Source organism: Janthinobacterium sp., assembly GCF_031995485.1.
Taxonomy (GTDB): Bacteria; Pseudomonadota; Gammaproteobacteria; order Burkholderiales; family Burkholderiaceae_D; genus Janthinobacterium.
This window is the reverse complement of the sequence record NZ_DAMAGB010000068.1, coordinates 1-25,514: the sequence shown is the minus strand read 5'-3', so window position 1 is coordinate 25,514 and position 25,514 is coordinate 1. Positions and strand designations below refer to the sequence as shown.

Sequence of the window (25,514 nt, the reverse complement as noted above, 5' to 3'; positions counted from 1 at the left end):
CTCTTCCAAGACGTCGACCAGGCGGTCGTAGCAGGCCGACGGTTTCATGCGCCCTTCCTCGTCGAACTCCTGCCAGGCCTTGGCCACCGACGACTGGTTCGGGATCGTCACCATGCGCATCCAGCGGCCCAGCACGCGCAGGCCGTTGACGGCATTGAACGACTGGGAGCCGCCCGATACCTGCATCACGGCCAGCGTCCTGCCCTGGGCCGGGCGCACGCTGCCCAGCTCCAGCGGCAGCCAGTCGATCTGCGACTTGAACACGCCCGTCACGGCACCATGGCGCTCGGGGCTGCACCATACCTGCCCTTCCGACCACAGCGACAGCGCGCGCAGCTCCTGCACTTTCGGGTGATCGTCGCCGACGCTGTCGACCATCGGCAGGCCATGCGGATCGAACACGCGCGTGTCGGCGCCGAGGTGCCTGAGCAGCCGTTCCGCCTCCAGCACCAGCAGCCTGCTGTACGAACGTTCGCGCAGCGAGCCATACAGCAGCAGGATGCGCGGCGCATGCCTGATCGCTGCCGGCGCCAGCTTGTCCGGCGTCGGCATGTCGAGATGTGCCGCGCTCAGATTGGGCAGATCGACCGGCTCAGTCATGCTGCAGCACCGGCTGTCCGTCTTCCCTGGTGTATGGCGCCAGCTGCGGCAGCGGCAGGATGGCGAGCACCACCGCCGACGGCCGGCACAGGCGCACGCCCAGCGGCGTGACGACAAACGGCCGGTTGATCAGGATCGGATGCGCCAGCATGGCGTCCAGCAGTTCCCCGTCGGTTTTGCTCATGTCATCGAGGCCCAGCTCCAGATACGGCGTACCCTTCTCGCGCAGCGCGGCGCGCACGGACAGGCCGGCGCGCGCGATCAGCCCGGTCAGCGCATCGCGGCCTGGCGGCTGCGTCAGGCAGTCGACGATGTGCGGTTCGACGCCGGTATTGCGTATCAGCGCCAGCGTGTTGCGCGAAGTGCCGCAATCGGGGTTGTGGTAGATGGTGATGTCCATGCAAGTCCTTTCAATTCGGTTCAGTTCAGGCGCAGCGCCAGCGCCGCAAGGGTCAGCAGCAGTACCGGCGCGGTCAGCACGATGCCGACGCGGAAGTAGTAGCCCCAGGAGATATGGATATTCTTGGCGTCAAGCACATGCAGCCACAGCAAGGTGGCCAGGCTGCCGATCGGCGTGATCTTCGGCCCCAGGTCGCTGCCGATCACATTCGCATAGATCATCGCTTCGCGCACGGCGCCTTGTGCCGTGGCGGGGTCGATGGCCAGCGCGCCGATCAGCACCGTTGGCAGGTTGTTCATCACCGACGACAGCAGCGCCGTCAGCAGGCCCGTGCCCATGGCCGCGCCCCAGACGCCATATTGCGCGCACTGATTGAGGATGCCGGTCAGGTAGCCGGTCAGGCCCGCATTGCGCAGGCCATACACCACCATGTACATGCCCAGCGAAAAAATCACGATCTGCCACGGCGCTTCGCGCAAGACGGTGCGCGTCGAAATCACGCTGCCGCGCGCAGCCACCACCAGCAGCACGCAGGCGCCAGCGGCTGCCACGGCGCTGATCGGCACGCCGGCCGGCTCCAGCCAGAAAAAGCCGGCCAGCAGCAGCGCCAGCACCAGCCAGCCCGCCTTGAAGGTGGCGCTGTCGCGAATCGCGGTGACGGGTTGATCCAGCTGCGCAAGTTCGTAATCGCGCGGGATATCCTGGCGAAAAAAGCATAGCAGCACCAGCAGGCTGGCCAGCACCGCCACGATATTCACCGGCGCCATCACGGCAGCATAGCGGGCAAAACCGATCTTGAAATAATCGGCCGAGACGATATTGACCAGGTTCGACACCACCAGCGGCAGGCTGGCCGTGTCGGCGATAAAGCCGGCCGCCATCACGAAGGCCAGCGTCGAGCGGGCATTGAATTTCAGCGCGCGCAGCATGGCGATCACGATGGGGGTCAGGATCAGCGCCGCGCCATCGTTGGCAAAGATGGCCGAGACCACCGCCCCCAGCAGCACCAGCAGCACGAACAGCCTGCGCCCGCTGCCGCCGCCCCAGCGCGCCACATGCAGCGCCGCCCACTCGAAAAAACCGGCCTGGTCCAGCAGCAGGCTGATAATGATGATGGCGACAAAGGTGCCGGTGGCGTTCCACACGATATGCCAGACGACGGGGATATCGGCCGGCACGATCACGCCGGCGGCCAGCGCGGCGACGGCGCCCAGGCAGGCGCTCCAGCCGATGCCCAGCCCGCGCGGTTGCCAGATGACGAGAATCAGGGTGACGGCAAAGATGGCAAACGCGGTCAGCATGCGGCGCCACCGCAGCAATTCTCCGTCAGGAAGCCGATCAGCGCATTCATGCTGCCGATCTGCGCCGCATAGATGATGAAGCGCCCTTCCTGGCGCGCCACGACCAGCTCGGCGTGCGCCAGCTCCTTCAGATGAAACGACAGCGAAGATGGGGCAATGCCCAGCTGTTCGGCGATCCTGCTGGCGGCCAGGCCGTCGGGGCCGGCCTGCACCAGCAGCCGGAAGATGGCCAGGCGCGATTCCTGGGCCAGGGCCGACAGCGCGGCCAGGGCGGATTGGGTTTGCATGAGGGATTTGCCATATTGATTCGATGCTTCAATAATAGTCGAACTATAGAATCGAAGCAATCAACTGCTGCATGCTGGCTCCATTTAACCCAATCGCGGACATGGTCGGGTCGGACCCTCAGGGTCCGACCGCGGATTTTTTTCTGGGATGAAAGCAATCGCCAACCCCAGGCATCAAACTATCGGGCTACCTGATCGCGATCGCCAGATCCACCAGTCCGACCTGCCCGTTACCCACCAGCGAAACGGCCGCATTGCTGCCGCTCAGCGCCGCGGCACCGGTCGTAAGGTCGATGCGATACAGCGAACTTGGTCCCGCAGGCACCGTGCGCAGGGCCGCCAGCGCCAGGCCGTTGGCGCCGCCGGCGATATCGAAGCCCACGTCGCCAGCGGCGGCCACGCCCAGGCTGCCGACATTGACCAGGTTCCCGTCGTTCGGCGGATTTTGCAGCGCCAGGCTGGCGGTGGCGATGTCGATGTCGTACAGCGCCGTGGTGGCGGTACCGGCATAGCTGTTGGTGTAGGAGGCGCCTGTCACGGCGGGAACGGTACCGCCCGCGCGGTTGACGGCGCTGTCGGTGGTGGTGGCGCCCGTGTCGACATTGATGCGCAGGCTCTGGCCGGTGTTGCCGATCACGCGCAGGCGGTCGGCCACCGGGTTGAAATCGACGGCAAACGAGGCGCCGGCAATCACGGTGTAGGGTGCGGAGGTGTCGGCGCTATCGGCCGACAGCGTGGCCTTGACGGTGACCGCGCCGCTGGCCGGGTCGATGGTGACGATGCGCCCTGCCGAGGAAATACCATACAGCAGGCCGTCCTTCGGCCGGATATCAAAGCCCAGCAGGCGCTCGCCGCCGGCCAGCCCGGTCACGGCCACGTTGGCGTCCAGCGTGTTCGGCGTGGCGGTCTTGAAGGTGACGATGCGGCTGTCGTCGGTCAGGCCATAGGCGAGCGGCGCGGCCGGCGCTTTCAGGGCGATGCCGCGCAGTTCTTCGGTCACGCTGATGGCGGCCACCAGCGTGGCAGGGGCCGTGGCGGCGGCCAGGTTGAGCGTGTACAGATTGCGCACGCCGCCCACCGTCATCACGGCGTAGCCGGTATTGGTGCGCGCGTCGATATCGAAGCCGGCCACGGCGGTTGCCGTCAGCCCCAGCGCGACCGGGCTGGCCAGGGTGCCGTTGTTGGGCGGATTTTGCGTGTACAGCGTGCCATTGGTGGCGTCGATCGCGAACAGCGTGGTGCTGGCCGTGCCGGCAAAGCTGTTGGTGTAGGCGGCGGCCGTAATCGCCGTATTGGCCGCGCCGCCGTTGATATTGCCGTCGGTGGTGGTGGCGCCCGTATCGACATTGATGCGCAGGCTCTGGCCCGTGTTGCTGACGATGCGCAGGCGGTCGGCAACCGGATTGAAGTCCACGCCAAAGCTTGTTCCGGCCAGCGCCGTGTAGGGCGCGCTGGTGTCGGCGCTGTCCGCCGCCAGCGTTGATTTCAGGGTAGCCGCGCCGGTCGTGCCATTGATGGTGTAGATGCGGCCCGTGCTGCCTACCCCGTACAGCTGGCCGTCCGCCGGGCGGTAGTCGATGCCCATCAGGTTTTCGCCCGACTGCAGCCCCGTCACCGTGGCCGTGGTGCGGATGGTGGCCGGCGTGGCGCGGTCGAATGACAATAACTTGTTGCTGGCCGTGAGCACGAACACATCGCCGGCCACGGCGGCTGGTGGCGTGGCGACGTCATCGTCGTCGTTATCGCTGCCGCCGCAGGCGGACAGGCTCAGGGCGACGGCGGAAACAAGCAGCAGCCTGGCAAACGGCAGTTGAGGCAGAGTAGGCAGTGAGGGCATGGTCGTGGCTCCTGTAAATGGTTATCGAAGGTACGTTCCGCCTGCAAGCACAGGTGGCGCACCCTGGTACTACCCGCCATGAACGGCTTTGGATGCAGCGGATGCAAAATAATTATTTATTTTTCGACGGTGCCGCAGGTTGCTGCGGCTGCTGTTGCTGCGCCGCTTCGTCGAGCATGTCGCTGCATTGCTTGTCCACCTCCGCCGCAGTGCTGGCATACAGTTCCTTGAGAACCACCTGCAGCTCCTGTTTGAATTCCGGCGTCGCTTCCATCCGCGCATAGACCTCGGGATACCTGGCCACCATTGCGGCCAGCGTGGCCTGGTACAGCGCGGCGCTTTCAGGATGGCGCTCCGAACATACCTGCGTAAAGCCCACCGCCAGCGAATAATAGGGATTCGGTCCGCAATCGCGCACGCCGGGCGGACATTGCTTGAGCGCCAGCGCGCTACTCGTGACCAGCAAGCCGCTGACGGCGGCCATGGCAAGCAAGGCATTCATTTTCATGTGTCGGCTCCGGTTGAACTGCGTGCGCGCCAGCCGTCGCCTGGTTGGCTGACGGCTGGTTCATGACCAGAATGACACCATTTGCAAGAAGCTGGCGCAGCGTACGCAAGGTGGGCGAAGACCGGCCACTGCGCCACGCCATCGCCGACACCGCCGGCACTGCTCCTGGCCGTGCTGCGCGGTCAGCACCTTGAAGCCATGCGCGCCGTGGCGCGCCAGCTGCGCCACCTGGCAGAACTCCCAGTCCAGCTACGCCGGCATCTGCTCGCGCTGGCCGTCCGTGCCTTCATACGGCCGGCGATACCGGCGCCCAGCACCAGCACACAGCGCCCCTTGCCGGAACCGGGCCGCGGCAGCACGGGCGCGGCTGGCGGCGCCGTCACGCCCACTGCCCCCAGGCCCAGGGTAGTCATGGCCGCATGGGCGGCCGCTTAGCCGCTGCTGGCGGCCAGTTGCATCAGAAAATGACGACGCGTCACACTCATTATCACTCCACACAAAGACGGTTGAGCCACGGTCAGGCCATCTTATTGCGGCCATGATTATGTGCAAGCTAATTGTTTTCTATAAGTAGGTACGAATTTTAATCATGATTTTCCGGCTTTTGATATGCGCTAATTTGCGCCGCCCGGGCGTGCCTTGCGGCCCGTCCCCAGCAGCCCTTGCTGGCGCATGCCGCGGATCGCATGGTCGAAGCCCGCCACCAGTTGCGGCGTGGCTGCGGCCTTGTTGAACATCAGGTAGCTTTGGGTAGTTTCGATCGGCGGACCGCTGATTTTGACGCGCCCTGTCGCCTGCAGCTGTTTCAGGATTTCCACGCCGACAGCGCGGCTGCAGACAATGGCATCCATGCGCCCTGCCAGCAGTTTCCTGAAGTTGGCTTCATGGCTGGAGCTGATTTCCAGCTTCTTGAATACGCCCTGCTGGGCGGCGGCATCGAAAATGGCGCCGTATGAGGTGGCGCCGACCACGCCGATGGACGACATGGCCAGCACCCCCAGGTCGCCGCGAAACGCCAGCGTGGAATCCTGGGCGACAAAGATCACATACTCCTGCATCAGTAGCGGCTCGCTGGAAAATACATATTGCGCTTCGCGCTGCGCTGTCTTCTTGACGGTAAACATGGCGACCGCTTCGCCCGATTCCACCTGCCGCAGCGCGCGTGCCAGCGGCAGCAGCTCGATCCTGGCCGGCTGGCCCATGCGGCGCAACGCTTCGGCCACCACCTCGACCATCGGGCCGGCCGGGACGTTGCGCTCGTCGGGATACATAAAGGGAGGATAGACAAAGCCGACCACGCGCAGCGGCGCGGCCACAGGCTCCTGGGCCCAGGCCTGCGGACCAAGCAGGCCGAGGGCGAGGAAAAAAACACGCAGCAAGCTTGCAGGCATGGGCACTCCCTGGCGGCGAAAGACAATCTGTCGCGCGCCATGCCGTTCATGCGCGCATTACTCTTCCAGTCCACCGCCCAAAGCCATGTACAGGGCGATGGCCGACTTGAACTGGTCTCGCCGCAAGTCTAGCAAAGTTTGCTGCGATGCATACGACTGGCGCTGCGCGTCGAGCAGCTCCAGCCGGCTGTCCTGGCCGGCGCCATAGCGCAGCTGCGACAGGCGCCGGCGCTGCTCGGCGCTGGCTGCCACGCGCTGCTGCGCGGCGATCTGCTGCGCATAGGTCTGGCTGCCGGCCAGGCCATCGCGCACTTCGCGAAACGCGCTCTGGATCGCCTGCTCGTACTGCTGCACCGCGATCTCGCGGCGGATCTGCGACAGCCGCAATTCGGCGCGCAGCTGGCCGCCCTGGAATAGCGGCTGCGTGATCTGCGGCGCAAACGACCAGCTGCGCGCGCCGCCGCGGAACAGGTCGCCTACGTCGGAGCTGGCAAAACCGAGCGAGGCGGTCAGCGACAGGCGCGGAAAGAAGGCGGCGCGCGCGGCGCCGATGTCCGCATTGGCCGCCACCAGGCTTTGCTCGGCCTGCAGGATATCGGGCCGGCGCAGCAGCAGGTCCGACGGCACGCCGGCCGGCAGTTGCGTCAGCACGGGCTGTGCATCGAGCGCCAGGCCGGCGGGCAAGCCATCGGGCACGGGCGCGCCCAGCAGCAGCTCCAGCTGGTTGCGCGCCAGCTGGCGCAAGCGCTCGCGCGCCTGCACATCGGCTTCGGCGCTCGCCGCCTGGCCTTCGGCCTGCGCCACATCGAGGCCGCTGCCCTGCCGGGCCGCGTGCAAGCGCTGCGTGAGCACCAGCGCCTGGCGCCAGTCCTGCAACGTCGATTCGGCCAGCTGCAGCTGCTCGACAGCCAGCCGTTCTTCCAGATAGGCGCCGGCCACGGCCGCGACCAGGGCCAGTTGCGCGGCGCGGCGTCCCTGTTCGCTGGCCAGGTACCGGGCAAATGCGGCGTCGGACAAGGAACGCAGGCGGCCGAACAGGTCGATCTCGAAGGCGCCCAGGGCCACGCCGGCCGCAAACTGGTTCTGCACGCCGCCAGCATCGGCCATCGTCTGGCGCGTGCCGCCCGCACTGGCGCCGATGGCGGGCAGGCGCGCCGCGTCCTGGATCCGGTACTGGGCCTGCACCGCCTGTACATTGAGCGCCGCCACGCGCAGGTCGCGATTGCTGGCCAGCGCCAGTGCCACCAGCTGCTGCAGGCGCGGGTCGGGCAGCATCTGGCGCCAGCCCAGGTCGGCAGCGTTGGCATGTTCAGGCGCCTGGCCGGCGTCATACACGGCCGGTACCGGCAAGGCCGGCATGACCAGCGGCGGCGTGAGCGCACACGCCGACAGGGCAGCGGCCATCGCGGCCGCCAGCAAGATAAAACGGGACCGCATCATGCTTCTCCTTGTACCGCGGGTTGATTCCTGCACCAGCGCCGTCCCAGCCTGTCCACCGCGCTCAGCACGACGACAAAGAATACGGGCACGAAAAACACGGCCAGCACGGTGGCGCTCAGCATGCCGCCGAATACGCCCGTGCCGATCGCATGCTGGGTTTCGGCGCTGGCGCCGCTGGCCAGCATCAATGGCACCACGCCCAGCGCAAACGCCAGCGAGGTCATCAGGATCGGCCGCAGGCGCAGGCGCGCAGCTTCCACCGTCGCCTCGACCAGTCCCTTGCCCTGCGATTGCAACTGCCGCGCAAACTCCACAATCAGGATCGCGTTCTTGGCCGACAGGCCGATAATCGTGATCATGCCCACCTTGAAAAACACGTCGTTCGGCATGCCGCGCAGGGTCACGGCCAGCACCGCGCCCAACAGCCCCAGCGGCACCACCAGCATCACCGACAGCGGGATCGCCCAGCTTTCGTACAGCGCGGCCAGCACCAGGAACACCACCAGCATCGACAGCGCCATCAGCATCGGCGCCTGCGAAGCCGATTCCTTTTCCTGCAGCGACTGGCCGGTCCATGCCAGCGCAAAACCGGGCGGCAGCTGTTTCACCAGGCGTTCCATTTCCAGCATGGCGTCGCCGCTCGATACGCCCGGCGCGGCGCTGCCGGCGATGCGCGCGGCCGGATAGCCCTGGAAGCGCACCAGCTGCAGCGGCGTTTCGCTCCAGACCGGATGCACCACCTGGCCCAGCGCCACCATGCCGCCGGCGCCATTGCGGATGCGCAGCGCCAGCACATCGTTCAGCTGCATGCGCGACGGCGCATCGGCCTGGATGATCACCTGCTGCATGCGCCCTGCGTTCGGAAAGTCGTTGACATACGTGGAACCCATGGCCGCCGTCAGCATGTCGCCGATGGCGCCAAACGACACGCCCAGCGCTTCGGCTTTCACCCGGTCGATTTCCAGGCGCACGCTGGCACCGGGCGGCAGGCCGTCCGGATACACGCCGGCCACCTTGCCGCTTTGCGCGGCCAGTCCCAGCAACTGGCTCTGCGCCGCCTGCAGCGCCGCGACGCCCTGGTTGGCGCGGTCCTGCAGGCGCATCGAGAAACCGGACGAGTTGCCCAGTTCATCGATGGCGGGCGGCATCAGGCTCATGATCATGCCCTCCTTCGCGCCGGCCATGGCGAGCTGCGCCTGCCGCACCTCCTCCTGTGCGGTGGCGCCGTCGCGTGCCTTCCAGTCCTTCAGCATGATAAACGCCAGCGCCGCGTTCGGCCCCGCGCCGGAAAAGCTGAAGCCGAGGATGGACTGGCTGGTTTCGATGCCCGGCCGCGCCGCCACATGCCGCTCGAACTGCTTCACCACGTCCAGCGTGCGCTCCATGGTGGCGTCGGACGGCAGCTGCATCGAGGTGATGAAATAACCCTGGTCTTCTTCCGGCAGAAATGCCGACGGCAGCCGCAAAAAGGCGAACGCCAGCGCGGCGACGATGCCGCCGTAGACCAGCATGCAGCGTCCCGCGCGTTTTACCATCGCCACCACGCCTTTTTCATAGCGCGCCGTCATGCGCTCGAACTGGCGGTCGAACCAGCGAAAGAAGCCCTTCTTTTCATGATCGTGCGGGCCGATGGGTTTGAGCATGGTGGCGCACAGCGCCGGCGTCAGCGTCAAGGCCAGAAAGGCCGAAAACAGGATCGAGACTGCCATTGCCAGCGTAAACTGGCGGTAGATGGCGCCCACCGAACCGCTGGCCAGCGCCATCGGAATGAATACGGCCGTCAGCACCAGCGTGATGCCGACCACCGCGCCCGTGATTTCGCGCATGGCTTTCGAGGTCGCTTCCTTCGGCGACAGCCCTTCGGTGGCCATCAGCCGTTCGACCGCTTCGACTACCACGATGGCGTCGTCGACGATGATGCCGATCGCCAGCACCATGCCGAACATGGTCAGCACATTGACGGAGTAGCCGGCCAACAGCATCACGGTAAAGGTACCGAGCAGCGCGATCGGCGCGACGATGGCCGGGATCAGCGTGTAGCTTATCTTCTGCAGGAACAGATACATCACGAGGAACACCAGCACCATCGCCTCGACCAGCGTCATGACCACTTTTTCAATCGAGATCTTGACGAATGGCGCCGTGTCGAATGGCACCGAGTACTGCATCCCGGCCGGCATGGCCGGCGCCAGTTCGGCCATGCGCGCGCGGATCGCACTGGCCGTCTGCACGGCATTGGCGCCCGGCGACAGGCTGATCGCGGCGCCCGAGGCGCCATGGCCGTTTTCGCGGATGCTGAAGTTGAAGCTTTGCGCGCCCAGTTCCACGCGCGCCACGTCGGCGATCGTCACCTTCGAGCCATCGGGATTGGCGCGCAGCACGATGGCGGCGAATTGCTGCGCGCTTTGCAGCTGGCCCTGCACGGTCAGCGGTATCGTCACGCGCTGGCCCTGGACGGCCGGCGAGTCGCCCAGGCGCCCTGGCGCGATCTGCGCATTCTGCTGCGCCACCGCCGCCGTGATATCGCCCATCGCCAGCCGGTACGACACCAGTTTGGCCGGATCGACCCAGATGCGCATGGCGCGCTCGGAGCCGAACAGCTGCACCTTGCCCACGCCCGGGATGCGGCGCAGTTCTTCCATCACATTGCGCGCCAGGTAGTCGCCCAGCGCCACTTCGTCATGCCCGCCCTTGGGGGCGTTCAGGCTGACGATCATCAGGAAGCCCGACGACGCCGATTCCACCGCCAGGCCATTCTGGCGCACGGCCTGCGGCAGGCGCGGCTCGATGGTTTTCAGCCGGTTCTGCACGTCGACCTGCGCCAGCTCGGCATTGGTGCCGGGCTGGAATGTCACCGTGATCGAAGCCGAGCCCGAGGTGTCGGACGAGGACTCGAAATACAGCAGGTTTTTGACGCCCGACAGCTCGCGTTCGATCAGGCCGATCACGGAATCGTTCATGGTCTGCGGCGTGGCGCCGGGATAGCTGGCGCTGATGCTGACGCTGGGCGGCGCCACCGAAGGGAAGCGCGCAATCGGCAATTGCGGGATGGCGATCAGTCCGAACAGCACGATAAAGATCGCCACCACCCAGGCAAACACCGGGCGGTCGATAAAAAATTGGGGCATGTCTCAAGCTTTCAATATGCGTGTATCAGGGAGCGCTGGCGGCGCGGCGCTGCCAGGCTTGCGGCGCGGCGGCCACGCCCGGCTGCAGCCGTTCCTGGCCTTCCACCACCAGCGTCTCGCCGGCCTTCAGGCCCGCGTTGACCACATACTGGTGGTCGATCACGTCGTCCACCTCGATGGCACGCAGGCTGGCCTTGTTGGCGTTATCGAGTACCCAGGCCTGCGCCTGGCCGCCGCTCGAACGCAGCACCGCCTGCTGCGGCACCAGCAGGCCGTCAGGCACTTGCGCACGCGCGATGCGGGCGCGCACGAACATGCCGGGCAACAGCGCGCGCTGCGGATTGTCGACCAGCACGCGGATGGTCGCGTCGCCCGTGCCGGCGTCGATGCTGGTACCTGAGAACAAAATGCGGCCCTTCTGTGCATGCGGTTTGCCGTCGGCGCCGAGGATGGCGACGGGCAGCTTGCCCGCCGCGCCGCTGGCGCGCGCCAGCGCGGCGGCCGACTGGCGCACATCGACATACACCTGGTCGATCTGCTCGATGCGCGCCATCGGCGCCGCGTCGGTGGTGCCCACCAGCGCGCCTTCGGTCACCAGTTCGGAACCGATACGCCCGGCAATCGGCGCGGCGATGGCGGCAAATGCCAGGTCCAGCCTGCGCCGCGCCAAAGCCGCGCGCGCCTGCGCCACGCTGGCCACGGCCTGGTCGCGCTGGGCCACGGCGTCGTCATAGGCCTGGCGGCTGATGGCGTCCGCCTCGACCAGCGGCTGCAGGCGTGCGGCCTGGCTGCTGGCGCGGCTGGCGGTGGCAAGCGCGCTTTGCAGCGCCGCGGCGGCCGCATCGGCGTCGGCCTGGAACGGCGCCGGGTTCAGCTGGAACAGCTTCTGCCCTGCCCTGACCTCGCTGCCCTGCTCGAACAGGCGGCGCAGCACGATGCCGCCCACCTGGGGCCGGATATCGGCCGTGCGCAAGGCGGTTACGCGGCCCGGCAGTTCGTCGCTGAGCAGCACGGGCGCAGCCTGCAGCCTCAGCACCGTGACGGATGGCGGTGGCGCTGCAGGCGCCGCTTCCTGCGGCTGCGAACAGGCGGCCAGGCCGGCCAGGGCGGTGGCCAGTATCAGTTTTTTCTTGATGAGGCGATTCAGGTGCATGGTCTTTCTCGATGGCGTATCCCGACCGGCGGTCCGGTCGACTGATCTCGCGAGCATAAACAGGCTGTGTGGACCGCCCGTCGAGGAAATGTGGAGGTTCGATGGAGGCGATGAACGATGCTAGACTGCGCGCATGATGCCGCTACCAGACTCCCCTACCCTTGTATTGATTGCCGAAGACGAACCGCAGATCGCCCGCATCCTGGCCGGCTACCTGGAGCGCGACGGCTACCGCACGGCATCTGCCTTTGACGGCCGCCAGGCGCTGGCGCAGCACCTGGCGCTGTCGCCCGACCTGCTGCTGCTCGACGTGCAGATGCCGCTGTGCGACGGCTGGGAAGTGCTGGCGCAGGTGCGCCGGCGCGGCGACACGCCCGTCATCATGCTGACTGCGCGCGACCAGGATGCCGACAAGCTGGCCGCGCTGCGCGTGGGCGCCGACGACTATATTGTCAAGCCGTTCAATCCGGCCGAAGTGGTGGCGCGCGTGGCGGCCGTGCTGCGCCGCTCGCGCGGGCGCCCGGCCGCTCCCGTTGCGGGCATCCTGCGCTGCGGCGCCGTGGAAATCGACCAGGAAAGCTATGCCGCCAGCGTGGTGCGGCACGGCGCCGGCACGGCGCTGAACCTGACGCTGACCGAATTTCGCCTGCTGGCCCACCTGATGCGCACGCCGCGGCGCGTGTGCAGCCGGCTCGAACTGCTGGAAGCCTGCCTGCCCGAAGGCAATACGCTGGAGCGCACGGTGGACAGCCATGTCAGCAAGCTGCGCAAAAAACTCGAGGAAGCGGGCGTGGCCAATATGCCGGCCAGCCTGCGCGGCGTGGGCTACCGGCTGGAAAGCGAGTCCTGATGCGGCTGACAGGGCTGAACCGGCAGATCGTGCTGTCGATGTCGGTGCTGATTGTCAGCAGCACCTTGCTCGGCTGGCTGGGCTGGTGGGTCTTCTTTGCCATCGCCATCCAGTTCGACCCGGCCATGATCTCCGCGCCCGACGACTGGTCGCCGACCACTGCCGAATGGCTATGGATGCTGGGCCTGACGGTATTCGGCCTGCTGCTGGCCGCGTATCTCGCTGTCAAGCTGGCCGCGCGCATCCTCACGCCGATCAATTCCGTGATGGACAGCGTGCGCAAGGTCGCGCATGGCGACCTGGCCGCACGCGCCGTGGCCGGCGACCGCACCCTGGGCGAGACGGCGATGCTGGTCGACGATTTCAACAGCATGGCCGAACGGCTGGAACGGGGCGCGCGCGAAAGCCGGACCTGGAACGCGGCCATCGCACACGAACTGCGCACGCCGGTGACGATCCTGCGCGGCACCTTGCAGGGCGTGGTCGATGGCGTGTTCAGGCCGGAAGAAGTGGAGTTTCGCGCCCTGCTGTCGCAGGTGGAAGGATTGGGCCGCCTGATCGAAGACCTGCGCACCCTGAGCCTGGCCGACAGCGGCCAGATGCAGCTGCGCCTGGAATCGACCGACCTGTCGCGCGAGATGGCCGATGTGGCGGCCGTGCTGGCGCCGGAACTGGCCGCCGCCGGCCTGCAGCTGCGGCTCGATCTGTGCGGCCAGCCGGTCAGCTGCGATCCCGCCCGCATCGCCCAGGTCGTGCTGGCCCTGCTCGACAATGCACGCCGCTACGCCGATCCCGGCTTGCTGGCGCTGGCCACGCACGTGGACGGCGGCGACTATATCCTGACGCTGGACGACACCGGCCCCGGCCTGCCGGACGAACTGGCGCGCCAGGTATTCGACGCGTTTCGCCGCGGCGGCGGTGAGCGGGTGCTGGCCTCGAATGGAAGTGGCCTGGGCCTGGCGGTGGTCGACGCCATCGCGCGCGCCCATGGCGGCAGCGCATCGTGTACCCACAGCGCGGCCGGCGGCAGCCGCTTTACCGTCGCGTGGCCCGCAAAGCCGGTGGCATAGACAGCTTTTTGGGCCGCGCACTTGAAATGGCCGAATCCGCTATCATTTCCAGTCTGAACCATTTACCGGAAAAGGATTACTCATGAGCGATTTGCTGCAAGACCTGCAATGGCGTTACGCCACCAAAAAAATGGACCCGTCGAAAGCGGTGCCCCAGGAAAAGGTCGACCGCATCGTGGAAGCCGTGCGCCTGACCGCCAGCTCCAGCGGCCTGCAGCCATACGAAGTGTTCGTCGTCACCAATCCCGAGCTGCGCGCGCAGATCAAACCGCACGCCTGGAACCAGGGCCAGGTAACGGACTGCTCGCACCTGCTGGTATTCGCCGCCTGGGACAACTACACGGTCGAGCGCATCAACCACATGTTTGACCTGGTCAATACCGTGCGCGGCTTCAAGAACGAAGGCTGGGAAGCCTACCGCCGGCAGATCCTGGCCACTTACCCGCAGCGCGACGCGGAAACCAATTACCAGCACGCTGCGCGCCAGGCCTATATCGGCGTGGGTACGGCGCTGATCGCCGCGGCGCAGGAAAAAGTCGACTCGGTGCCAATGGAAGGTTTTGACCCGGCCAAGGTCGACGAGATCCTGGGCCTCACCGCGCGCGGCCTGCGTTCGGTGGTGATCCTGCCGCTGGGCTACCGCGCCGGCGAAGGCGACTGGCTGCAGAACCTGGAAAAAGTGCGCCGTCCGCAAGACGAGTTCGTCACCGAGCTGGCGTAAGTTCCGGCGTTTCCATAAAAAAAGCCGCTGCGTGATGCAAGTCACGCAGCGGCTTTTTCAGTTGACGACCCGTTTTACTGGCTTTCGACGCTGGTGTTGCCACCTCCGCCAGGCATGCGCAAACCAGTGTCGATCACGTTCAGGCGCAAGCCCGGCAGCACGTTCTGCGTGACCGCGCCCGTCAACTGGACGGCTGGCGCATTGCCGCTGCTGGCCGTATTGCCCGGCTCGCTTTCGCCACGCACCACGGCAATGGCGTCCGACTTGCTGTCCACCGGCTCACCCGTTGCCACCTTCTCTGCCTGCACCATATTGCCCTGCGACGGCGCCACATTGACGGTCCCGATCACGCTGGCCAGCGCGCTTTGCAGCGCTTCGGTCGGATTGACCGTCAACACGCCCGGCGTATACGTCAGCGCATAATTGGTCGACGACTGGCCGGCCGCCGACACCAGGTAGCTGCCCGACGGCGAAGCGGTGGTCGCTGGCGTGCTGAACGCCAGGTTGCCGCTGACCTCGTTCGCCAGCGTATCGCTACCGATCAAGCCCGTGTAGCTGGCCGTGAAGTCCGGATTGGCGCGGCCCTGGTCTTTCTCGGCATTGTTCACTTTGACCCCCAGCGCTGCCTGCGTGATGCTGGCTGTGGTGGTGGCCGTCGTGTTGACAATATAGTTGCCGGCATCCGCGCCGCCGAGCGCAATGCCGTTCACCGTCACCGTCTTGTTGGCGCCGGCGTTCTTGTCGGCAAAGCTGGCGCCGCTGTTGCTGATGGTCAGCACGTCGCCGGCGATACGATTGTCGCCCAGGGTCACGCTGGCGTTGGTGGTGGTGTCATACACGCGCGACACGGCGCCCGTGGCGCGCACCAGCAGGCTGGCCGGCGTGATGCTCGCCGTCAAGCCGGTCGGATTGCTGACCGTGTAGTTGCTGGCCACACCGGTGGCCGTGTCGACCAGCGTCGTGCCCGTCACCGTCACGGCCTTGGCCGTGGCCGCGTTCTTGTCGGCAAAGGTCGCCGTCTGGCCGGCCAGGCCCAGGCTTTCGCCCGCTACCAGGCCCGCCAGTACGCCGCCGGACAATTGCGCCGCCGTCGTGCCGTCATACACCTTGTTGGCGGCCAGTTGACCGGCCACCGTCAGGGCTTTCGGCGTGATGCTGGCCGTCAAACCGGTCGGGTTGCTGACCGTATAGTTGCTGGCCAGGCCGTTGGCCGTGTCGACCAGGGTGGTGCCCGTCACGGTCACGGCCTTGGCGGTGCCGGCATTCTTGTCGGCAAACGCCGCGTTCTGGCCACCGATCACCAGGGTTTCACCAGCGACCAGGCCGCTCAGGGTGCCACCGGACAATTGCGCCGCGGTATTGCCGTCGTAGACCTTGTTGCCCGCCAGCTGGCCCGTTACCGTCAGAGCCTTGGCCGTGATGCTGGCCGTCAGGCCGGTCGGGTTGCTGACCGTGTAATTGCTGGCCAGGCCGCTGGCCGTGTCGACCAGGGTGGTGCCCGTTACCGTCACGGCTTTGCCATTGGCCGCGTTCTTGTCGCTGAAGACGGCGTTCTGGCCGCCAAAGCCCAGCGTTTCACCGGCCACCAGGCCGCTCAGGGCGCCGCCGGACAGGCTGGCTTGTGCATTCCCGTCATACACCTTGTTGCCCGCCAGCTGGCCCGTTACCGTCAGGGCCCTGGCCGTGATACTGGCCGTCAAGCCGGTCGGGTTGCTGACCGTGTAGTTACTGGCGAGGCCGCTGGCCGTGTCGACCAGCGCGGTGCCCGTTACCGTCACGGTTTTGCCATTGGCCGCGTTCTTGTCGCTGAAGACAGCCGTCTGGCCGCCAAAGCCCAAGGTTTCGCCGGCCACCAGGCCGCTCAGGGCGCCGCCCGACAATTGCGCCGCCGTCGTGCCGTCGTAGACCTTGTTGCCGGCCAATTGACCGGCCACCGTCAGGGCTTTCGGCGTGATGCTGGCCGTCAGGCCCGTCGGGTTGCTGACCGTGTAGTTGCTGGCCAGGCCAGTGCCGTCAGCCAGGGTCGCGCCGCTGACGGTGACCGTCTTGTTGCTGCCTGCGTTCTTGTCGCCAAACACGCCCACGGTGCCGGACAATACCAGGGTTTCATCACCCACCAGGCCCTGCAGGGCGCCGCCCGTCAGGCTGGCCGCCAGCGTGCCGTCGTAGACCTTGTTGCCTGCTGCAATGCCGCCAATGGTCAGTTCCTTCGGCGTGATATTGGCCTGCAAACCGGTCGGATTGCTGACCGTGTAGTTGCTGGCGAGGCCAGTGCCGTCGGCCAGGGTCGCGCCGCTGGCAGTCACGGCAATGTTGCTGGCCACATTTTGCGTGGCAAACGTGCCCGTCAGACCGGACAGCGACAAGGTTTCATCGCTGACCAGGCCCGTCAAGGCGCCGCCCGTCACGCTCGCCGCCAGCGTGCCGTCATAGGCCTTGTTGCCCGCCGTCGCGCCCGTCACCGTCAGCGCTTTCGGCGTGATGGTGCCGGTGCCGTTGGCCGTATTGCTGGCCAGCGTGTAATTGCCCGCATCCGTACCGCCCAGCACCATGCCTTCGACCAGCACGGTTTTGCCGCTGCCGGCGTTCTTGTCGCTGAAGGCGGCCTTGGTGGCGCTGAACGACAGGCTGTCGCTGCCCAACAAGCCATTGAACGTGGCGCCGGCATTGAGCGTGGCAGCGTCCGTGCCGTCGTAGGTCTTGCTGGCGGCCGTGATGCCGGTGATGCTGGCAATCTGCGCCTGCGTAATGGTCCCCGTTCCCGTGCCGGTGGCGGCCGCCAGGTTGTAGTTGCCGGCGTCCGTGCCGCCCAGGCTCAGGCCGCTGGCAGTGACCACCTTGCCGCTGCCGGCGTTCTTGTCGATAAAGTTGGCCGAACTGGCGCTGACCGTCAGCACGTCGCCATTGAACATGCCGGCGAACGTCGCGCCGGCATTGCTGACGGTAGCCGTGGTGGTCGTGTTGTAGACCCTGGTATCGGCAGCAAAGCCCGTCACACCCGTGATGTTTGCCCTGGCGATATCGGCTTTGACGTCGGTCGGGTTGCTGACCATGTAGTTGCTGGCCAGGCCGCTGCCATCGCTGATCTGCGCGCCGCTGACAATCACGGCTTTGTCGGTGCCGGCGTTCTTGTCGGCGAAAGCCGCCGACAGGCCGGACAGGTTCAAGGTTTCGCCAGCAACCAGGCCGCTCAGGGCGCCGCCGCTGATGGTGGCCTTGGTGGTGGCGTCATACACTTTGTTGCCAGCGGTCACGCCGGTGACCGTCAGCGCTTTTTGCGCAATGCTGGCTGTCAGGCCGCCGCTGTTCGCCACCACGTAATTGCTGGCCAAGCCGCCGTTCGTACCGTCGGACAAGGTACCGCCGGTGATGCTGACAGCCTTGCCATTACCCGCATTCCGGTTGACAAACTCACCTGCCAGGGCAGTCAGGTTGACCGTTTCATCGTTGACAAAGCCACTGCTGTCAAGCGTACCGCCCGTCAAACCGGCGGCGGCACTGCCGTCGTAGGTTTTATCGAGCGCCAGCGCGCCGCTCACCATCAAGGCTTTTTGCGTAATGCTGCCCGTCACGCCGGTCGGATTGCTGACCGTGTAATTGCTGGCCAAACCAGTGCCGTCGGCAATGCCCACGCCGGTGACCGTCACGGCCTTGCCATTACCAGCGTTCTTGTCGGCGAACACGCCCGTACCGCCCGAGACCACCAGCGTCTCGCCCGCTACCAGGCCGCTCAGGCTGCCCCCAAGCAGGGTCGCACTCGTGTTTCCGTCATACACCTTGTTGCCAGCCGTCATGCCCGACACTGTCAGGGCTTTCGGCGTGATATTGGCCAGCAAGCCGGTCGGGTTGCTGATCGTGTAGTTGGCGGCCAGGCCGCCACCGCTGCCGTTGACCAGGGTGGCGCCGGTGGCCGTCACCGTTTTGCCAGTGCCGGCGTTCTTGTCGTCAAAAGAGGCGCTCAAGCCCGTCACGCCCAGGGTTTCGGAGCCGACCAGGCCGCTGATCGAACCGCCCGACAAGGTCGCCTTGGTGCTGCCGTCATACACCTTGTTGATGGCCGACATGCCGGCAATCGTCAGCGCCTTTGGCGTGATGGTGCCGGTGCCGGTCGCGGTGGTCGTGGCCAGCGTGTAGTTGGCCGCGTCCGTGCCGCCCAGCGTCAGGAACGAGATCGTCACGGCCTTGCCGGTGCCGGCGTTCTTGTCGCTGAACGCGGCCTTGGTGCCGCCGATCGCCAGGCTGTCGCCGCTGAGCATGCCGTTGAAGGTGGCCGTGGCCGAGCCGAAGGTGACACTGGTGCCGCCATCGTAGACCTTGCTGTCGGCCACCACATTGGTGACCGAGGAAATCGTCGCCTGGTTGATATTGGCCGTCACGCCGGTCGGGTTGCTGACCGTGTAGTTGCTGGCCAGGCCGGTGCCGTCGGCCAGCGTCGCGCCGCTGACGGTCACGGTCTTGGCCGTGCCGGCGTTCTTGTCGGCGAAGGCGCCCGACAGGCCGGACAGGCCCAGGGTTTCCCCGCCGACCAGGCCGCTCAGGGTGCCGCCATTGACACTTGCCTTGGTGCTGCCGTCATACACCTTGTTGGCGGCCGCCACGCCGGTCACCGTCAACGCTTTTTGCGCGATGCTGGCCGACAGGCCCGTGACAGGGCCGACCGAGTAATTGCTGGCCAGGCCGCCGTTGCTGCCGTTCGACAAGGTGCCGCCGGTGACGCTGACGGCCTTGCCGCTGCCGGCATTTTTATCGGCAAACGCGCCGGTGAGGCTGCCCAGGTTGACCGTTTCCGAACCGACAAAGCCGCTCAGGGTGCCGCCCGTGATGGTGGCGTCAAGCGCGCCGTCATAGGTTTTGTCGGCCGCCAGCGCACCGCTGACGCTCAGCGCTTTTTGCGTGATGTTGCCCGTTACATTGGTCGGGTTGGTCACGCTGTAATTGCTGGCCAGGCCACTGCCGTCGGCAATGCCCACGCCGCTGACCGTCACGGCCTTGCCGTTGCCGGCGTTCTTGTCGGCGAACACGCCCGTGCCACCGCTGACCACCAGCGTTTCACCGCTGACCAGGCCGCTCAGGGCGCCGCCGCTCAAGGTGGCCACGGTGGTGCCGTCATACACGCGCGTGCCGGCCGTCATGCCCGTCACCGTCAGCGCTTTCGGCGTGATATTGGCCGTAAAGGTGGGGTTGGTCACCGTGTAATTGCTGGCCAGGCCGCCGTTGTTGCCGTTGACCAGCGTGGTGCCGGTCGTGGTCACGGTCTTGCCCGTGCCCACGTCCTTGTCGGCAAACGTTGCCACCAGTCCCGCCGCGCCCAGGGTTTCCGCACCGACCGTGCCGGAAATCGCGCCACCCGAGACGCTGGCCTTGGTGCTGCCGTCGTAGACCTTGTTGAGCGCCGTCATGCCGGTGATCGTCACGGCCTTCGGCGTAATGGTGCCGGTGCCGGTCGCGGTGGTCGTGGCCAGCGTGTAGTTGGCCGCGTCCGTGCCGCCCAGCGTCAGGAACGAGATCGTCACGGCCTTGCCGGTGCCGGCGTTCTTGTCGCTGAACGCGGCCTTGGTGCCGCCGATCGCCAGGCTGTCGCCGCTGAGCATGCCGTTGAAGGTGGCCGTGGCCGAGCCGAAGGTGACACTGGTGCCGCCATCGTAGACCTTGCTGTCGGCCACCACATTGGTGACCGAGGAAATCGTCGCCTGGTTGATATTGGCCGTCACGCCGGTCGGGTTGCTGACCGTGTAGTTGCTGGCCAGACCCGTGCCGTCGGCCAGCGTCGCGCCACTGATGGTAACGGCCTTGGCGGTGCCGGCGTTCTTGTTGACAAACGTGCCGCTCAGGCCGGACAGGCCCAGCGTTTCACCGCCGACCAGGCCGCTCAGGGTGCCGCCGGCGATGGTAGCCTTGGTGGTGGCGTCATACACTTTATTGGCGGCCACGACGCCGGTCACCGTCAGGGCCTTGGGCGTGATGTCGCCCGTCACGCCGCTCGGATTGCTGACGGAATAATTGCTGGCCAGGCCAGTGCCATCGAGCAGCGTGGTGCCGGTGACCGTCACGGCCTTGCCGGTGCCGGCGTTCTGGTCGGCAAACGTGCCGCTCAGGCCGGACACGCTCAGGCTTTCGCCGCCCACCAGGCCGTTCAATGTGCCGCCCGTCAGGCTGGCCTTGGTATTGCCGTCATATGTCTTGGCGCTGGCCAGCACGCCGCTCAGCGTCAGCGCCTTGGGCGTGATGCTGGCAAGCAGGCCCGTCACTGAGCCAACCGTGTAATTGCTGGCCAGGCCAGTGCCGTCGGACAGCGCGCCGCCGGTGACCGTCACGGTCTTGCCGCTCCCCACATTCTTGTCGCCGAATACGCCGGAAAGGCTGGACAGGCCCAGCGTTTCCGAGCCGACCAGGCCGCTCAGGGTGCCGCCGCTGAGCACTGCAGCCAAGCTGCCATCGTAGACCTTGTCGCTGGCTGTCACGCCGGTTACCGTCAGCGCTTTTTGCGTAATGTTGCCGGTCACGCCGGTGGCGTTGCTGACCGTATAGTTGCTGGCCAGTCCGGTACCATCTGACAGCGTCGCGCCGGATACCGTGACGGCCTTGCCATTGCCCGCGTTCTGGTCGTTGAATGCCCCGCTCTGGCCGGACAGGGCCAGGGTTTCGCCGCCGACCAGGCCATTGAGGGTACCGCCGGAAATGGTGGCCTTGGTATTGCCGTCATAGCTCTTGCTGGCGACGCTAACGCCGCTGACCGTCAAGGCTTTTTGCGCAATATTGGCCGACAGGCCCGTCACGCTGCCGACCGTGTAGTTGCTGGCCAGGCCGCCATTGCTGCCGTTGCTCAAGGCGCCGCCGGTGACCGTCACTGCCTTGCCATTGCCCGCGTTCTTGTCGCCGAAGGCGCCCGACAGCGCGCCCAGGGTGACCGTTTCGCTGCCGACCAGGCCGCTCAGGGTGCCGCCGGAAATAACCGCCGCCGTGCTGCCGTCATAGACCTTGTTGCCGGCCGTTGCACCGGTGACCGTCAAGGCCTTCGGCGTAATATCGGCCGTGGTGGTCGCATCGGCCAGCGTGTAGTTGGCCGCCAGGCCGCCACCGCTGCCGTTGCCCAGCGTGCTGCTGACAGTGACCGTTTTGCCATTGCCGGCGTTCTTGTCGGCAAACACGGCGCTGCTGGCCGAGATCAGCGTTTCGCCGCCGACCATGCCGGAAATGCTGCCGCCGCTGATGCTGGCACTGGTGTTGCCGTTGTATTCCTTATTGTCCGCCGTCAGACCGCTCCAGCTCAAGTCCTTGGGCGTGATGGTGCCCGTAACGCCGGTCGGCGTGGTAAGCGTGTAATTGCTGGCCAGTCCGGTGCCATCGACCAGCGTGCCGATCGTTACCGTCACCGCCTTGCCGGCGCCAGCATTCTTGTCGGCATACAAACCCGTCGAGGCGCCCACGTTCAGCGTTTCGCCGGCAACCAGGCCATTGAGCGTGCCGCCGGTCAGGGTGGCAGCGGTGCTGCCGTCATATTGGCGCGTGGCGGCGGCCAGGCCGGACAGGGTCAGCGCTTTCGGCGTGATGGTGCCCGTCAGTGCGCCGACCGTCACGGTATAGTTGCCGCCGGCGCTGCCGCTGGTGAGGGCCGTGACGGCCTTGCCGCTGCCCGCATCCCTGGTGTCGAAGGTGCCCGTATTGACCGTGACGTTGCCGTTATCCTGTGCCAGCACGCCGCTCAGCGTGGCGCCGCTGATCGTGGCGGCCGTGGTGCCGTCGTAGTCGCGGCTGACCACCGTCGCGCCGGTAACAGTGGCGACCTTCCTGTCGATGGTCAGGGTGGCGGCGTTAGAACTGATGGCATAGCCGTGCTGGCCGGAATACAGGCCGCCGGCCGTGATGGCATACGTGCCGGCGTTGACGGCGCTGCCCGCCGCGCCATAGTTCAGGGTGCCATCGAGCACGACATTCGGGTTCGAGAATGCATAGGCAGGCGCCGTCCAGCTATTGGTGCCGTCATAGGTTTTGCTGGCATTCGAGGCAAACGTCACCTGCAGCGGCGTCATGAAAGCGCGCAGCAAGGGATAAGTATTCGTGTCGTAGACGATCCACGCGCCGGCCAGGTCCCAGCCCGGCGCAGTGTAGGTGGACAGCAATTTCATCTGCGCGGTGGTCAAGCCGGTGCCGGTGGCGCTGGTCGCCTTGACGCTGGTGGTGGTATCCCAGAAGTTGCCGGTGGAGGTGCCGGTGCCGCTATTGGAACCGGCCAGGCCGCCCGAGACGCTGCCGCCGGTGACCGTGCCGCTGGCATAGTTGTTGATCAGCGAGCCCGTATTCAAGCCGACCAGGCCGCCGATGGTGCCGGTGCCGGTAACGGCGCCGCTGGCGTAGCTGTTGGTGATGGTGCTGCCGACGCCATTGACGCCGACCAGGCCGCCGACCTGGGTGGCGCCGCTCACGCTGACGGTGCTGAAACTGCCGCTGACCGTGCCCAGGTTGCTGCCGATCAGTGCGCCGGTGCCATTCTTGCCGGTGATGCTGCCGCCTTCGAGGCCAATATTGCGCACGATGGCCGTGCTTGACGTCGTGCCGAACAGGCCGGCGAAATTCGTGCCGGGGCGATTGATGACCAGGCCGGACACGACATGGCCGGCGCCGTCCAGGGTGCCGGTGAACGGCGTCGTCGTGCCGGTGCCGACCGGAATGAAGTTGTTGCTATTCCAGACGTCGGTCAGCAGGCCGGTGGCCGCCACGTTGACATCCTGCCGCAGCGTATAGTTGCCGGCCAGGTTCATTGCCATCAATTGCAGCTGATGCGACGAGTAGATATTGGTGCTGTACTCGGCCGCCAGCATCGGCCCGGTGGCGCCCAGCGCGCCGCTCGAGTTGTTCAGCGTGCCGTCGGTATCGACCATGACCCAGTTGTTGCCGGTCGCGCCAGCCTTAGTCGTGAAAGTGAAGTTGGCGAAGTTCGACGCGGTTTGCATTTGCGTCGAGCTCAGGCCGGCGACCGATGTGACGGTGCCGGTTTCAGGAATAGCACCTACCCCGGATAGCGATGGATTCAATGTCTGGTTGAAGTAGCCATTGGTAATCGTGCTGGCTTGGCGCAGGGAACCAACCAGTCCACCGATGAAACCGCTGCCGTTGGTGATGTACGCTACTGTCCCTGAAGAATAGACATTATTGATAAAGGCGGCTGTGCCGCTGGCACCATTGTGACCTATCACCCCACCGACATAGGTGGTACCTGTGACTGCGCCAGTCGAGTAACTGTTGCTGACTGCGCCAAGGTTGTATCCCACCAGCCCACCAGCGGCAACGGCACCGACGCCGACTGCGGACGCGCCGAGAGTTACCGTGCCGGTTGAATAACTATTGCTGATCTTCGACGCGACAGTCGTAGTTGCTGCCAGACCGCCCGCATAGCGATTGCTCAGAACGATACCGGCATTGAAACTGTCGGCAATGACGCCGCGATTGTTGTTGGTAAGGCCACCACCACTGGTGTTGGCCGTCACCGTGCCGGTATTAAAACTATTGGCAATGCTGCCAAAATTATCGGAAACCAGCCCACCAGCAAAAAATTTATTGCTGGTTATATCACCGCTGTTATAACTATTGATAATGGTACTGGCGGCAGTCGCAAGGCCAACCAAACCGCCTGTATAGTTGGTGGTACCCCGCGAAATTACCGTACTGGCATTGTAACTGTCGCTGATCGAACCACTATTGGTTACTGTCAATCCAGCAACCTCCGCCAGATTGACTGCGGTGATCGTACCGCCCTTGACATAGGCATTGCTGACACTGCCACTATTGCTTACCACCAATCCCGCTGCACCGGCAGCCAGTCCACTGGCAACATTGGCACTGATGACCGGCGCCACGATGCCGATATTGCGGATGCTGCCGGTGTTGGAGCCGAACAGGCCGGCGACGCCGGCCGCCGAGGTGGTGGAACTGTTCAAGCCGGTAATGACATGTCCCAGGCCGTCAAACTGGCCGGTGAATGGCACGCTGTTGGTACCGATGGACGTAAATCCCAGCCCCCCATTCCAGGTCGAGGTGACGGTGGCATCGATATTGGCGCCCAGCACGAAGTTGCCGCTCAGCGCATTTTTCAAGCCCTGCAAATCGGTGCCGCTGGTGCTGGTTGCCGCACCCAGGGTGTTGATCACCGTATAATTGGTCAGCGCGCCGTCACTGCCCAATTTGGTGCTGAAGTTCTGCCCCGACGGCAAGTCGATCTCGGCCTTGACATTGTACTTGGCGGTATTGCTCGCCGCCACAGCCTGCTGGCCATATTCCAGCGCCAGGCTGGCCGTGCCGGCGCCGCGCAGCGGCTGGTTGATATTGATATTGTTTTGCGCCGTCATCTTCAACTGGTTGGCCGACCACGAAATCGTGTCGTTGACATTGATGTCGCCCAGCGTGCCGGTGCCGCCCGAAATGCTCTGAATCTGCACGCTGGTGCTCTTGAGCGCATTCGTAAAAAACGCGCCGGTCTGGTCGCCGCCGGTCGCCGCGATGGTGTAGTCGGTCGGGTCGATCAGCCAGGTGCCGGTCTGACCCTTGCTTGAGGCCGTCGTGACCTTCAAGGCGTCAGCGAGTTTCACATGCGCCGCCGAAGTATCGATAAAGCCGCCATTGCCGCCTGTCGGCGCGCTGGCGTCCAGCGTGCCAGCCGCATTCACCGTGCCGCTCTGCATGTCACCCAGCAATTTGATGCTGCCGCCGCGCGTGTCGATCGTGTGCGCCTCAATGATGCCGGTGTTGTTGACCACGGTTTTCAGGAGGTCGCCGGCGGCCTGGGCCGTCATCACCACGCTGCCGCCATCGGCCTGGATCAGGCCGCCGTTCT

General features: G+C 65.7%; 15 protein-coding genes. 4 read left to right on the top strand and 11 right to left on the bottom strand.

Features of this window, described 5'->3' with window-relative positions; genetic code table 11:
* The 6 genes from arsH to RTQ46_RS25695 form a co-directional block, all read right to left on the bottom strand.
* On the bottom strand, window positions 1-600 hold a 600-nt coding region (gene arsH / locus RTQ46_RS25720), incomplete at its 3' end, for an arsenical resistance protein ArsH (RefSeq protein ID WP_312440440.1).
* Window positions 593-1,000 (bottom strand): arsenate reductase (glutaredoxin), encoded by a 408-nt coding sequence (gene arsC, locus RTQ46_RS25715; RefSeq protein ID WP_312440438.1) that lies wholly within the window; start codon window positions 998-1,000, stop codon window positions 593-595. The genes arsH and arsC, both read right to left, overlap by 8 nt.
* A 20-nt stretch (window positions 1,001-1,020) precedes the next feature.
* Complete coding sequence (locus RTQ46_RS25710; protein WP_312440437.1) at window positions 1,021-2,301, bottom strand: arsenic transporter; 1,281 nt, start codon at window positions 2,299-2,301, stop codon at window positions 1,021-1,023.
* A complete protein-coding gene (locus RTQ46_RS25705) occupies window positions 2,295-2,588 on the bottom strand; it encodes a metalloregulator ArsR/SmtB family transcription factor (RefSeq protein ID WP_312440436.1) in 294 nt (97 codons plus the stop codon). The genes RTQ46_RS25710 and RTQ46_RS25705 overlap by 7 nt, the downstream gene beginning before the upstream one ends.
* A 187-nt stretch (window positions 2,589-2,775) precedes the next feature.
* The gene (locus RTQ46_RS25700; protein ID WP_312440435.1) at window positions 2,776-4,425 is read right to left on the bottom strand and encodes a DUF4394 domain-containing protein; all 1,650 of its coding nucleotides are present in this window, start codon (window positions 4,423-4,425) and stop codon (window positions 2,776-2,778) included.
* Between the two features lie 112 nt (window positions 4,426-4,537).
* Window positions 4,538-4,933, bottom strand: a complete 396-nt coding sequence (locus RTQ46_RS25695; RefSeq protein ID WP_312440434.1) for a hypothetical protein — start codon at window positions 4,931-4,933, stop codon at window positions 4,538-4,540.
* 81 nt (window positions 4,934-5,014) lie between these two features.
* Between RTQ46_RS25695 and RTQ46_RS25690 the strand changes: the two genes are divergently transcribed.
* On the top strand, window positions 5,015-5,368 hold the full coding sequence (locus RTQ46_RS25690; RefSeq protein WP_312440433.1) for a hypothetical protein: 354 nt from the start codon (window positions 5,015-5,017) through the stop codon (window positions 5,366-5,368).
* 179 nt (window positions 5,369-5,547) lie between these two features.
* Here RTQ46_RS25690 and RTQ46_RS25685 read toward each other — a convergent pair whose 3' ends face one another.
* The 4 genes from RTQ46_RS25685 to RTQ46_RS25670 are packed head-to-tail and all read right to left on the bottom strand — an operon-like array spanning window position 5,548 to window position 12,045.
* Window positions 5,548-6,324, bottom strand: a complete 777-nt coding sequence (locus RTQ46_RS25685) for a substrate-binding periplasmic protein (protein WP_312440432.1) — start codon at window positions 6,322-6,324, stop codon at window positions 5,548-5,550.
* Window positions 6,325-6,381: 57 nt separating this feature from the next.
* Window positions 6,382-7,761, bottom strand: coding sequence for an efflux transporter outer membrane subunit (locus RTQ46_RS25680; protein WP_312440441.1), 1,380 nt, complete (start codon window positions 7,759-7,761; stop codon window positions 6,382-6,384).
* A complete protein-coding gene (locus RTQ46_RS25675) occupies window positions 7,761-10,892 on the bottom strand; it encodes a multidrug efflux RND transporter permease subunit (RefSeq protein ID WP_312440431.1) in 3,132 nt (1,043 codons plus the stop codon). Before RTQ46_RS25675 ends, RTQ46_RS25680 begins: the two co-directional genes overlap by 1 nt.
* Window positions 10,893-10,917: 25 nt before the next feature.
* Window positions 10,918-12,045: an efflux RND transporter periplasmic adaptor subunit gene (locus tag RTQ46_RS25670; protein ID WP_312440430.1), complete on the bottom strand. Its 1,128-nt coding sequence runs from the start codon at window positions 12,043-12,045 to the stop codon at window positions 10,918-10,920.
* Between the two features lie 136 nt (window positions 12,046-12,181).
* On the opposite strand from RTQ46_RS25670, the gene RTQ46_RS25665 reads away from it, so the two are divergent.
* The 3 genes from RTQ46_RS25665 to RTQ46_RS25655 all read left to right on the top strand — a co-directional run bounded on the left by RTQ46_RS25665 (window position 12,182) and on the right by RTQ46_RS25655 (window position 14,686).
* A complete protein-coding gene (locus RTQ46_RS25665) occupies window positions 12,182-12,895 on the top strand; it encodes a response regulator (protein ID WP_409518376.1) in 714 nt (237 codons plus the stop codon).
* Window positions 12,895-13,965: an ATP-binding protein gene (locus tag RTQ46_RS25660; RefSeq protein ID WP_312440428.1), complete on the top strand. Its 1,071-nt coding sequence runs from the start codon at window positions 12,895-12,897 to the stop codon at window positions 13,963-13,965. Before RTQ46_RS25665 ends, RTQ46_RS25660 begins: the two co-directional genes overlap by 1 nt.
* 82 nt (window positions 13,966-14,047) lie before the next feature.
* Window positions 14,048-14,686 (top strand): NAD(P)H-dependent oxidoreductase, encoded by a 639-nt coding sequence (locus tag RTQ46_RS25655; protein WP_312440427.1) that lies wholly within the window; start codon window positions 14,048-14,050, stop codon window positions 14,684-14,686.
* Between the two features lie 74 nt (window positions 14,687-14,760).
* Here the strand turns inward: RTQ46_RS25655 and RTQ46_RS25650 are convergent, their stop codons facing one another.
* Entirely contained in the window at window positions 14,761-25,473 is a 10,713-nt protein-coding gene (locus tag RTQ46_RS25650; RefSeq protein ID WP_312440426.1) for a YDG domain-containing protein, read from the bottom strand.
* Between the last annotated feature and the right edge of the window lie 41 nt (window positions 25,474-25,514).